Below are 11,085 nucleotides of genomic sequence, written 5' to 3'. Positions count from 1 at the left end.
CATCGTCGATGATTTGCCGACCGCCCATGCTGATGCCGCCTCGGTGGATGAGGGCGGGACGGTCAGTGGCAACGTCCTGAACAACGACGAAGGCGGCGCCGACGGGCCGGCCGCGAGTGGTGCCGTGATTGGCGTGCGCGCTGGCAACGACACCTCGACTCCGGCGATCGGTGGCTTGAACACCCAGATCAATGGCACCTACGGCTACCTGACCCTGGACGCCAACGGCAACGCCGTCTACCACAGCAACCCGAACACCGTCAGCGCCCCAGGCGCGACCGATGTGTTCACCTACACCGTGCGTGACGCCGACGGCGATGAGAGCACCACCACCATCACCATCGATGTCCACGATATCTGCCTCGTCGCCACACCCGACCACGAAATCAGCGTCTACGAAAAAGCCCTCGACCTGAACCAGGATGGCCAGGACCTGGCCCCCGGCACCGTCACCGGCAGCACTCCGAATGCCACCAGCGAGACTGCCAGCGGCAGCCTCGTCGGCTCGATCAGCGGTGCTGTGGGCGCAGTGACCTTCGCGCTGGTGGGCAACGCCACCGGTGCCTACGGTCAACTGTCGCTTCAGCCCGACGGTTCGTATACCTACACCCTGACGGCGCCAGCCACGACTACGCCTCACGCCAACGATGGCCCGAACGTGTTGAGCGAAAGCTTCACTTACCAGGCCACGGACTCGTTGGGCAACACGGTCACCAGCACCATCGTCATCGACATCGTCGACGACGTGCCCAAGGCCCATGCCGATTTGGCCTCGGTGGAGGAAGGCGGCACGGTCAACGGCAATGTGCTGGACAACGACGTGCTGGGCGCGGACGGTGGCATGGTGATCGGCGTACGCGCCGGCAGCGACACCTCGAACCCGGCCGTCGGTGGCCTCAACAGCCAGATCAATGGCACCTACGGCTACCTGACCCTGGACGCCAACGGCAATGCCGTTTACCACAGCAATCCGAACACCGTCAGCGCCCCCGGTGCGACCGACGTGTTCACCTACACCGTGCGCGATGCCGATGGCGATGAAAGCACCACCACCATCACCATCGATGTCCACGAAAGCTGCCTCGTCGCCACGCCCGACCACGAAATCAGCGTCTACGAAAAAGCCCTCGACCTGAACCAGGATGGCCAGGACCTGGCACCCGGTACCGTCACCGGCAGCGCCCCGAATGCCACCAGCGAAACCGCCAGCGGCAGCCTTGTCGGCTCGATCAGTGGAGCCGTTGGCGCAGTCACCTTCGCGCTGGTGGGCAACGCCACCGGTGCCTACGGTCAACTGTCGCTTCAGCCCGACGGTTCGTATACCTACACCCTGACCTCGCCAGCCACCACCACGCCTCACGCCAACGATGGCCCGAACGTGCAGAGCGAAAGCTTCACCTACCAGGCCACGGACTCGTTGGGCAACACGGTCACCAGTACCATCGTCATCGACATCGTCGACGACGTGCCCAAGGCTCACTGCGATGTCGCCTCGGTGGTGGAGGGCGGCACGGTCAATGGCAACGTGCTGGACAACGACGTACTCGGTGCCGACGGTGGTGCAGTCATCGGCGTACGTGCGGGCAACGACACCTCGAATCCAGCCATCGGCGGCCTCAACAGCCAGATCAATGGCACCTACGGCTACCTGACCCTGGACGCCAACGGCAACGCCGTCTACCACAGCAATCCCGATGCTGTCGGCGCGCCAGGCGCGATCGATGTGTTCACCTACACCGTGCGGGACGCCGATGGCGATGAAAGCACCACCACCATCACCATCGATGTACACAACAGCTGCCTCGTCGCAGAAACCGACCATGACGTGACCGTCTACGAAAAAGCCCTGGACCTGACCCAGGACGGCCAGGACCTGGCCCCCGGCACCGTCACCGGCAGTGACCCGAGCGCCACCGGTGAAACCGCCAGCGGGACCTTGGTCGGCTCGGTCAGCGGTGCCACGGGCGCCGTCACCTTCACCCTGGTGGGCAATGCCAGCGGTACCTACGGTCAGTTGCTGCTCCATCCTGATGGGTCGTACACCTACACCTTGACCTCGCCGGCCACGACCACACCCCATGCCAACGATGGCCCGAACGTGCTGAGCGAAAGCTTCACCTATCAGGCCACGGACGCCCTGGGCAACAGCACCACCGGCAGCCTGGTGGTCAGCATCGTCGATGACATACCAAAGGTCGTTGCGTCCGAGCGTTCGGTGACGGCGGTGGAGGTCGATTCGAACCTGCTGATCGTGCTTGATGTGTCCGGCAGCATGAAAGACGATTCCGGCGTGCCGGGACTCTCGCGTATGGATCTGGCCAAACAGGCGATCAGCGCCTTGCTCGACAAATACGACGACATGGGCGACGTCAAAGTCCAGCTTGTGACCTTCAGTGGCAGTGCCACCGACCAGAGTGCCGTGTGGGTGGACGTGGCAACTGCCAAGACGCTGATCGCTGCGCTGAGCGCGCACGGTGACACCAATTACGATGCGGCCGTGGCGATGGCCAAGACCGCGTTCGCAACCCCCGGGCAACTGACCGGCGCCCAGAACATTGGTTATTTTTTCTCCGATGGCAAGCCGACCTTGGGCGAAATCGGCTCGGCAGACGAGGTCGCGTGGAAAGCCTTTCTCGATGCCAACGGCATCAAGAATTACGCCGTCGGCCTGGGCAGCGGCGCCAGAAACGTCAATCTCGACCCGTTGGCCTATGACGGCAGCACCCACACCGACACCAATGCGGTGGTGGTCACCGACTTGAACCAGCTCAACTCGGTGCTTTCCGGTACCGTGCAAGGCGCGCCGGTCACCGGCAACCTGCTGGGCGAGGGGGGCTCGTTTGGCGCCGATGGCGGGTTTATCAAAAGCCTGGTGGTCGATGGCACCACGTACAGCTATGACCCGGCGGCCAACGGTGGCCATGGCGCGCTGACCGCCAGCGGCGGGCTCAACCATGGCTCCTTCAATACAGCCACCAACACATTGAGCATCGCCACCGACCACGACGGCACCCTGGTGGTGAACCTGGATACCGGTGCGTTCAGCTACACCTCCCAGACGGCCACCAGCACCTTGATCACCGAGCACATCGGCTACACCGTCAGCGACCATGACGGTGACCTGGCGAGCTCCAACCTGGTGATCAACGTCGTGCCCAACCGCCCACCGATCGCTGCCGACGACAACATCATCACCAACGTGCTGTCGGGCAACATCGTGATCCCGGGCGAGTTGCTGCTGGGTAACGACAGCGATGCCAACGGCGATCCGCTCACCGCGTCACCCACCAGTTTCAATACCGGTTGGGTCGCCAAAGGCGCGGACTTCACCGGCAGCACCGGCACGGCCAGCTTCACCGGCAACAACGTGCAGTCGATCAACCTCAGCCGCAGCGCTTTCGTCGCCAATACCGCGAGCATGACGGCGATGTTGGTGGTCAGCGGTGCATTGGGGATGGTGTCCAATAACAACACCAACGATGAAGACCGGCTCAACATCAGCCTTAAACAGGGCGAAACCCTCACCTTGGACCACAATCTTTCGGCCGGTCGCATCGCGATGGAGTATTCACTCAACGGCGGGCCATTCATTGCGATCAACGACGGGGCTTCCTTCACCGCGGCAGCGGATGGCAATTACCAGATCCACGTCACCAACATCGCCAATCCCGGCGGCGGTAATTCCAACACTGCGGAGAACTATCAACTGACCCTCACCGTCGACTATGCCGGGGCGCAAGACAAAACACCGGATTACCACGGCAGCTACACCGCCAGCGACAACCACGGCGGCAGTGACAGCGCAGCGGTAGGCATCAGCTATCAGGCGGGCCATACCCTGACGGGCACCAGTGGCGACGATGTGCTGTTGGCCGGCAACGGCGACAACCTCCTCAACGGGGGCGACGGCAACGACGTACTCAGTGCCGGTTCGGGCAACAACACCCTGAACGGTGGGGCAGGCAATGACTTGCTCTACAGCGGTACGGGCAACGACCTGCTCGATGGCGGTACGGGCAACGACACCGTCAGCTACGCCCACGCCACGTCGGCAGTCACGGTGAACCTGGGCCTGTTGGCGGCGCAGAACACCCTGGGTGCGGGCACCGATACATTGAGCCACATCGAAAACCTCGTGGGCTCGAACTTCAACGACACCCTCACCGGCGACGGTGCCAGCAACCGCCTCGACGGTGGTCTGGGCCATGACGTGCTCAATGGCGGTGGCGGCGACGACCTGCTGATCGGTGGCCTGGGCAACAACACCCTCACCGGTGGCAGCGGCGCCGACACCTTCCAATGGCAGGCGGGCAATAGCGGCCACGACGTGATCACCGACTTCACCCCCGGCATCGACAAGCTCGACCTGTCCCAGCTGTTGCAAGGGGAGAATGACAGCGCGGCGTCACTGGATGATTACCTGCATTTCAGCGTGAGCGGCAGCGGGGCGTCGGTCATCACCAGCATCGACGTCAGCGCCATCGCCGGCGCCACGCCGAACCAGACCATCGACCTGGCCGGCGTCAACCTCGCCAGTCACTACGGCGTCGCGCCAGGCGCGGGAGGAATCATCGGCGCAGCGGACACGGCGACCATCATCAATGGGATGTTGAATGATCATTCGTTGAAGGTGGATACGGTGTGAGGTGAGCTGAAACGACAAACCCCGCCATGTCCAAATTGGACATGGCGGGGTTTCTACATTCCAGGTTGGGATTGCCTGGTCTCAGATGAGTATTGATCGGCGCCTCTCTGTGGGAGCGGGCTTGCCCGCGAAGACGGCGGCACATCCACCATCACCATCCGAGACACACCGCTTTCGCGAGCAAGCTCGGCTCCCACAGGACTTGCGGTGTGGGCCGGATTCCGAGGGCATGCCGGCGCGCGCGGTAGGCGCTGTCGAGCGGCGCGAGGCTGCGATCTTTCCCCAGACACTTGAGTCTCAAGCGAACCAGCTCCTACAGAGCCCAGCGGGAGCATCTGCAGGGTTGGCCTAGGGCCTGCGCAGTGTTTTCTGCCTGAGGATATAAATCGTCACCAATACCGCACTGGTGAGCATGAACCCCCGCGCCCACGGCAGCGGCACCAGGTAGCAGGAAAAGAGAATGCTCGCCCACATCAATCCGATGGCATAGACCTTGCCCTTGAGCGGGATGCCGTTGCCGCTGAGGTAGTCGCTGATCCACGGGCCGAGGCGGGGATGTTCGACCAGCCATCGGTAGAAGCGCGGCGAACTGCGGGCGAAGCAGGCCGCGGCCAGCAGCAGGAAGGGGGTGGTGGGCAGTACGGGAACGAAAATGCCGATGACTCCCAGCACCACGCTCAGCCAGCCGATGGCCAGTAGAGCGTAACGCAGGATCAGCGGGCGGTTGCCGACTGGCGAGGGCACCCGGTCACTCAGTGGTGGCGAGGCTTGAGGATCGCCGGTTTCTCGTCCGGGGCGTTGCACAGCAGGTACAGGGCGGTGAGGGCTTCGGGGATCTGGACGATCATGTCGTCCATCAGGTTCGCGTCGGCGGCGATGTCGGAAAATTCCGGTTGCTCGTCGAACAGGCCCGAACCCACCATGATCGGCAGGAGCATTTCGCTGACTTCCTCTTCGGCGGTTTCGAACCAGGCGGCTTCGCGCAGGAACACGCCTTCCATGAAGCCGATGCACCAGCCACGCAGTTCCGAGTCGTCCGGGTCATCGCCCAGGTCCAGTTCGCATGGCAGCTCGAATTCTTCGTCGGAGGCCAGTTGACGGGCGATATGGGCCTTGAGGCCGACCAGGGTGGCTTCGATTTCGGCGCGCTGGGCTTCGTCGCTGTAATGCGGCTCTTCGGCGAACAGGGCGTCGATCCACTCACGATCCGGCACCGTTTCGGCGCAGATCGACAGGGCGGTCAGATAGCCGTGAGCGGCCACGTAGTCCAGCGCTTCCTCGTGCAGCTCATCGGCGTCGAGGAAGACTTGCAGGCGGGTCAGTTGCTCAGCGAAGGACATTACGGGCTACCTTGGGGAATAAACAATGCGGGAATTCTAGGCCTTCTTGAGCGCCCAGGCCAGCCGCGTAGTGTATTTGCCTTGTTGGTGAGGGCTGAACTGCGCGCATGCCTGGCACATATCGCCACAGGTTCGTGCCTCGTCCAGCACTCGCTTCAAGCGCCTCTTGTCAGCAGCCCCCTTTGCGGCGAAGGCCTCGGGTATACTGCCGCGTTTTGTGATGCCCTGCGGCGTCCGCCGGTTCGAAACGCGCACTTACGATTTGCCGGTGCAGCGTTTGCGATTCTGAACCAGCCTTGCAGGGATGTTTCGGTGATTTTTGGAGTTTCTATGCTCGAACAGGCTCAACGCGTCCTCAAGGACATCTTCGGCTACGACAGTTTCCGTGGCCGCCAGGGTGCCATTATTGAGCGCGTGGCCAGCGGTGGCGATGCCTTGGTGCTCATGCCCACCGGCGGCGGCAAGTCCTTGTGCTTCCAGGTGCCGGCGCTGCTGCGCAACGGCCTGGCGGTGGTGGTTTCGCCGCTGATCGCGCTGATGGACGACCAGGTCGCGACCCTCGAGGAACTGGGGGTTGCCGCCGCTTCACTGAATTCCACCCTCAGTGCCGAGCAACAGCGGGACCTGGCGACGCGGATCAAGCGCGGCGAAGTGAAAATGTTGTACCTGGCCCCGGAACGCCTGGTGCAGCCGCGCATGCTGGCGTTCCTGCAGAGCCTGGAAATCGCCCTGTTCGCCATCGACGAAGCCCACTGCGTGTCTCAATGGGGTCACGATTTCCGACGTGAATACCTGCAACTGGGGCAATTGGCGGAACTGTTCCCTGACGTGCCGCGCATCGCCCTGACCGCCACCGCCGACAAACGTACCCGCGAGGAAATCGTCGAGCGCCTGCACTTGCAGGAGGCCGAGCGGTTCCTGTCCAGCTTCGACCGTCCCAACATTTTCTACCGCATCGTGCCCAAGGAGCAGCCACGCAAGCAACTGCTGGCGTTCCTCGCCGAGCGCCGCAGCGATGCCGGCATTGTCTATTGCCTGTCGCGCAAAAAGGTCGATGAAGTGGCGGCGTTCCTGTGTGAACAGGGGTTCCCGGCGTTGCCGTATCACGCCGGCCTGCCCAACGACCTGCGGGCCTACCACCAGAAGCGCTTCCTCAACGAGGAAGGCCTGATCATGGTGGCCACCGTGGCGTTCGGCATGGGCATCGACAAGCCCAACGTGCGTTTTGTCGCACACCTGGACTTGCCCAAGTCCCTCGAGGCGTACTACCAGGAAACCGGGCGTGCCGGCCGTGATGGCTTGCCGGCCGATGCCTGGATGGCCTACGGCCTGCAAGACGTGGTGATGCTCAAGCAGATGCTGCAAAACTCCGAAGGCGATGAGCGCCACAAGCGTCTGGAGCAGCACAAGCTCGACGCCATGCTCTCGTTGTGCGAAGAGACCCGCTGCCGGCGCCAGACCCTGCTGGCCTATTTCGACGAAGACATGCCCCAGCCTTGCGGGCACTGTGACAACTGCGTCGATGGTGTGGAAACCTGGGACGCCACCGAACCGGCCCGCCAGGCCTTGTCGGCGATTTTCCGCACCGGCCAGCGCTATGGCGTCGGGCACCTGGTGGACGTGTTGCTGGGCAAGGACAACGAGAAGATCCGCAACTTCGGTCACCAGCACCTCTCAGTGTTCGGCGTGGGCAAGGCGCGCACCGAGAGTGAGTGGCGCTCATTGTTCCGGCAACTGGTGGCCCGCGGCCTGGCAGACATTGACCTGGAAGGCTACGGTGGCCTGCGCTTGTCCGAAACCTGCCGGCCCTTGCTCAAGGGCGAGGTTACCCTCGAACTGCGCCGCGACCTCAAGCCGGCCACGGCGATCAAGAGCAGCAAGAGCCAGGCCAGCCAATTGGTCCGTGGCGAAGAGCGCGATCAATGGGAAGCCTTGCGCACCTTGCGTCGCAAGCTGGCCGAGGAACACGGCGTGCCGCCGTACGTCATCTTCCCCGATTCGACGCTGCTGGAAATGCTCCGCAGCCAGCCCACCTCCCTGGCGGAAATGGCCCGGGTCAGCGGCGTGGGGGCGCGCAAGCTGGAGCGGTATGGCGAAGCCTTCCTCCAGGTCCTGGGGGGCGAGGTCGAAGCGCCGAAAGCGGTGGCCGATGTGCGCCACGAGCTCATCACGCTGGCCCGGGCCGGCATGACCCCGCTGCAGATCGCCGGGCAATTGCAGTGCTCGGAGAAAAACGTCTACACGATGCTGGCCGAGGCCATCGGCAAACAGCAGTTGTCCCTGGAACAGGCACTGGATTTGCCCGAGGAACTGATGGGCGAGGTACAGGACGCGTTCCTGGACGGCGAGGGCGAGTTACCGCCGGTGTCCGAAGTCGCCGCGCTGTTTGTCGGACGGGTGCCCGAAGGTGTGCTGTATTGCGTCAGGGCTGCGTTACAGTCGGAATTTGAAGTCTGATCAGTGAGTTGCGCTCCTTTAACGATTCAGTACAAGGCGAACCTTGCTTGAATCCAAAGCTCATGCTTAGCTGACTAATAATTAGTTTTTCTCTATTTCAGATCTGATGAGTTTTTTATGCCGTTAACCGATCAACACCGTTTTGGCATGCAGTTGGCGCAAATGTCTCGAGGCTGGCGCGCCGAACTGGACCGCCGCCTGGCCGGGCTGGGCCTGTCCCAGGCGCGCTGGCTGGTGCTGCTGCACCTGGCCCGTTTCGAACAGGCGCCGACCCAGCGTGAACTGGCCCAGAGTGTCGCCGTCGAAGGCCCGACCCTGGCCCGGTTGCTCGACAGCCTGGAGACCCAGGGGCTGGTGCAGCGCCAGGCTGTGGCCGAAGACCGTCGGGCCAAGAAAATCGTGCTCTGCGCACCGGCCCTGCCGTTGATCGAACAGATCGAAACCATTGCCACGCAATTGCGCCGGGAGCTCTTCGAAGGTGTCGACGAGGCGGACATGCGCGTGTGCATGCGGGTTCACGGCACGATCCTGGCTAACCTGGAAAAATCCTGAGGCAGATCCCTGGCCTCAGGCTTTTGAGATTCGCCGGTTAGCGAACTATAACCAGTACTAGGCGTTCCTATTGGGAGCGTTTACGCCGCGGTTGGTTCTGGTAATCGAAAGGGATGCCCATGCTTGAAAGTTTGCAGTCCACGTTGCGCAGTTGGGTCAACGTGTCGATCGTCGTGGGTGCCTTGGGGTTTCCGGCCTTGGCGTCCGCGCTGGGCCTTGGCGAGATCACGCTCCATTCCGCCCTGAACCAGCCGTTGCGCGCCGATATCGCCCTGGTCGATGTGGCCGGGATCGGTGAAGGGGATCTGTCGGCCAGCCTGGCGAGCCCGGACGACTTCAGTCGTGCGGGTGTGGAGCGGGTGTTCTTTCTCAGCAACCTGCGCTTTACGCCGGTATGGCGGGGTGAGCGCAGCTTCATTCGGGTGACGTCCAGCAAGCCGGTGGAAGAGCCCTTTCTCAATTTCCTGGTGCAGCTCAATCAGCCCAATGGGCGCCTGCTGCGCGAATACACTGTGCTGATCGACCCACCGGGCTCACCGGGTATCGTGCCGGCCCGTGACGAACCGTCCACGGCCCCGCAGCCTGCGACGCCGAGCCAGGCCACTCCGGCCATCAAGCCGCCCCCGGCGGTACAGGGCAAGCGTTACACGGTCGTGCAGGGAGACAACCCCTGGGTGATTGCCCAGCGCCTGCATGACGCCGGCAGCAACGCGTCGGTCAATGAGTTGATGCAAGGGATCCAGGCCCTGAATCCCGGCAGCGACCGGCTCTCCATCGGCCAGCGCCTGTTATTGCCCGACTCGGCCGTGCTGCCGACAGCGGCTGCATCCACCGCTGGCCAGGCCGCCGCGACCGATGAGCAGTTGGCCGCCAGCGTGCTGCAGAGCCAGGAGCAACAGAAGACCATCGAGGCTCTGCAGGCGCGGCTCCAGGCCCAGGACGAAGAAATCGCCGGCCAGCGCAAGCAGATCAGCGAATTGCAGACCCGGCTGGCCGAGACTCCAGCCCCCGTTGCGTCGGCGCAACCGCAACCGGCGCAGCCTGCATCGGAGCCGGCACCGGACGTCTCCCCCGTGACCGAACCGGTTGCAGAGCCAGAGAGCATCAATTGGACATGGGTGGCGGGATTGGTGGCCCTGTTGGGGTTGCTCGCATTGTTACTGTTCATTCGGCGTCGCCAGCAGCAGGACGAGTTGGAGCCGATGACCGAGCGCCCCGAGCCGATGCTGGAGGCGGGTGACGAAACCTTCGCATCAATCCCCGAGACGGAGCCGTCCGAGGCCGCGAACTCGTTCAACAACGGTGATGCGCCCCAGGGGGATGTGCTGGAGGGCGTCGGGATCTACCTGACCTACGGCCGTTTCACCGAGGCCGCCGGGCTGTTGCGCGCGGCATTGCTGGCCGAACCGGAGCGCACCGACCTGGGCCTCAAGTTGTTGGAGGTATTGGGCAAGCAGGGCGATGTCATCGGTTTCCAGGCCCAGGAACATCATCTGCTGGCACAAGGCGTCGATGCCGGAACGCTGGAGGATATCCGCGGGCGCTATCCCAAGGTTGCCTTGATCACCGCACCGATAGCGGAACAGGCACAACCCCTGGCACCGGTTCTTGCGCCTGAACGTGAACAGGCACCCAGTGACGAGTTCGAATTGGACCTGGACGCACTGTCCATGGACACCAGCTGGGACCTGGCGGATGACCAGGGCACCCTCGCTGAAGAAAAACCTGCGACGCCACTGGCCGACAACAGTGTCGAGGGCTTGTCGCTTTCAGGTTTCGACGAACCGGAGTTGCAATGGGAAGCCCCCCTGGAAACCGAGTCGCTGGACGATGATTTCCTCGATGGCTTTGCCGATGAAGAGCAGGCGCTGGAATTTGAGCCGCTGGCCCTTGAACCTGTTTCCCTGGACACCCTGTCCCTCGAACCCCAGGTTCCGGAACATTCGGTCAAGCTGGAACAGGCACAGAACTGCATCGACGATGGCGACCTGAAGACCGCCGTCACTCTGCTTGAAGAGCTGCTCGAAGAGGGGGACGAACCCCTCAAGCACACCGCCCGGGTGCTGCTGGCGGGGATTCGCTAAGCGCCAT

General features: G+C 63.1%; 6 protein-coding genes. 4 read left to right on the top strand and 2 right to left on the bottom strand.

Features of this window, described 5'->3' with window-relative positions; translation table 11 throughout:
- Positions 1-4,645: Ig-like domain-containing protein (locus J4E53_RS27695; protein WP_207268232.1), on the top strand; the 4,645-nt coding region annotated here is incomplete at its 5' end.
- A gap of 348 nt (positions 4,646-4,993) precedes the next feature.
- Here the strand turns inward: J4E53_RS27695 and J4E53_RS27690 are convergent.
- The gene (locus tag J4E53_RS27690; protein ID WP_103307884.1) at positions 4,994-5,389 is read right to left on the bottom strand and encodes a YbaN family protein; all 396 of its coding nucleotides are present in this window, start codon (positions 5,387-5,389) and stop codon (positions 4,994-4,996) included.
- Between the two features lie 8 nt (positions 5,390-5,397).
- Positions 5,398-5,985, bottom strand: coding sequence for a YecA family protein (locus J4E53_RS27685; RefSeq protein WP_060738682.1), 588 nt, complete (start codon positions 5,983-5,985; stop codon positions 5,398-5,400).
- A 330-nt stretch (positions 5,986-6,315) separates the two neighbouring features.
- Between J4E53_RS27685 and recQ the strand changes: the two genes are divergently transcribed.
- The 3 genes from recQ to J4E53_RS27670 all read left to right on the top strand — a co-directional run bounded on the left by recQ (position 6,316) and on the right by J4E53_RS27670 (position 11,078).
- The gene (gene recQ / locus J4E53_RS27680) at positions 6,316-8,442 is read left to right on the top strand and encodes a DNA helicase RecQ (RefSeq protein WP_103307883.1); all 2,127 of its coding nucleotides are present in this window, start codon (positions 6,316-6,318) and stop codon (positions 8,440-8,442) included.
- A gap of 117 nt (positions 8,443-8,559) precedes the next feature.
- Entirely contained in the window at positions 8,560-8,994 is a 435-nt protein-coding gene (locus J4E53_RS27675) for a MarR family transcriptional regulator (RefSeq protein ID WP_003199001.1), read from the top strand.
- Between the two features lie 119 nt (positions 8,995-9,113).
- A complete protein-coding gene (locus J4E53_RS27670; protein ID WP_103307882.1) occupies positions 9,114-11,078 on the top strand; it encodes a FimV/HubP family polar landmark protein in 1,965 nt (654 codons plus the stop codon).
- Positions 11,079-11,085: the final 7 nt, after the last annotated feature.

This window comes from Pseudomonas sp. FW305-28, from assembly GCF_017351395.1.
Classification (GTDB): domain Bacteria; phylum Pseudomonadota; class Gammaproteobacteria; order Pseudomonadales; family Pseudomonadaceae; genus Aquipseudomonas; species Aquipseudomonas fluorescens_AA.
This window is presented reverse-complemented; position numbering and strand designations above follow the sequence as displayed.

What these genes read in the sequence shown, in the direction of transcription:
- recQ (WP_103307883.1), top strand. Translation starts at nt 6,316, where the DNA reads ATGCTCGAACAGGCTCAACGCGTCCTCAAGGACATCTTCGGCTACGAC.
- J4E53_RS27675 (WP_003199001.1), top strand. Translation starts at nt 8,560, where the DNA reads ATGCCGTTAACCGATCAACACCGTTTTGGCATGCAGTTGGCGCAAATG.
- J4E53_RS27685 (WP_060738682.1), bottom strand. Translation starts at nt 5,985, where the DNA reads ATGTCCTTCGCTGAGCAACTGACCCGCCTGCAAGTCTTCCTCGACGCC.
- J4E53_RS27670 (WP_103307882.1), top strand. Translation starts at nt 9,114, where the DNA reads ATGCTTGAAAGTTTGCAGTCCACGTTGCGCAGTTGGGTCAACGTGTCG.